Source organism: Delftia tsuruhatensis NBRC 16741 (assembly GCF_001571325.1).
Lineage (GTDB): Bacteria > Pseudomonadota > Gammaproteobacteria > Burkholderiales > Burkholderiaceae_C > Comamonas > Comamonas tsuruhatensis.
Window position 1 is genome coordinate 1 of sequence record NZ_BCTO01000117.1, and the last position, 1,207, is coordinate 1,207.

Sequence of the window (1,207 nt, forward strand, 5' to 3'; positions counted from 1 at the left end):
CTCGTTGACACCGACCTAAGCTTCTTGAGCTTGCTCGAACTGTACGGGACTGAGATATCCGAGCGTCGAATGCCGACGCGTCGGGTTGTAGAAGCACTCGATGTAGTCGAACACATCTGAGCGGGCCTGGCCTCGTGTCCTGTACACCTTACGGGCCGTGCGCTCGGTCTTCAGAGAACTGAAGAAGCTCTCCATGGCCGAGTTGTCCCAGACCTCGCCAGCCCGACTCATGCTGCAAGTGATGCCCTGTTCGTCCAGCAGCCTCTGGAAGTGCTCGCTTGTGTATTGGCTACCCTGGTCCGAGTGGTGCAGCAGTGCCACTGGCCTGCCCCGGCGCCACACAGCCATCATCAGCGCGTCCACCACGAGCTGCGAGGTCATGCTCTCCTGCATCGACCAGCCCACGATTCGACGGGAGTACAGGTCCAGTACCGCAGCTACGTAAAGCCAGCCTTCTGCCGTCCAGATATAGGTGAAGTCGGCCACCCATTTCTGGTTCGGACCATCTGCCTGGAACTGACGGTCCAGCACGTTGTCAGCCACAGCACCACGCGCGCCACGGTCCTTGGGTAGTCCACGCCTTCGCGGTCTCGCACGCAGCGCCTGCTCCCGCATGAGCCGCTCAATACGATGCAGCCCACAGGTCTGGCCTTGTTCCAGCACGTCGTGCCACACACGGCGTGCGCCGTAGGTGCGGTCGCTGCGTACAAAGCTCTGATGCACTTGCGCACCCAGCACCTCGTCGCTGAGGCTACGCCGGCTCCTGGGTCGTGTGAGCCAGGCGTAGAAGCCGCCTCGCGAGACACCGAGCGCCTCGCACATCAGATTGACCGGCCAGGCCCCTCGGTGTTTCGCCACGAAGCCGAACTTCACATCGACTCCTTCGCGAAGTAGGCCGCGGCTTTTTTCAATATGTCGCGCTCCATCTTGAGCTTGGCCACTTCCTTGTGCAGCCGTGCTATCTCAGCATCCTGCGCCTTTTGTTTGCCATTACCAGGGAACGCCTCCTGAGGCTCCTGCCTCAGCTCACGCACCCACTTGCGCAGCACGTTCTCGTGAACGTCCAAGTCTTTGGCCGCCTGGGCCACAGACACGCCACGCTCAACGACCAGTTTGACCGCCTCGAGTTTGAACTCGCGACTGAATGTCCTTCTTCTCTCCATTAACCACCTCCGGTTTCATCTGCCACCTTAACAAGGTGTCATCG

The 1,207-nt window shown here is 60.5% G+C and carries 1 protein-coding gene; it reads right to left on the minus strand.

Annotated features, from left to right (window positions below):
• Positions 1-15: 15 nt before the first annotated feature.
• Positions 16-1,163, minus strand: a protein-coding gene (locus DTS01S_RS29195) for an IS3 family transposase (protein ID WP_089577556.1) whose coding sequence is annotated in 2 segments (ribosomal slippage) — positions 16-902 and positions 902-1,163 — 1,149 coding nt in all. Because the reading frame shifts where the segments join, the coding sequence is not laid out codon by codon here.
• Positions 1,164-1,207: the final 44 nt, after the last annotated feature.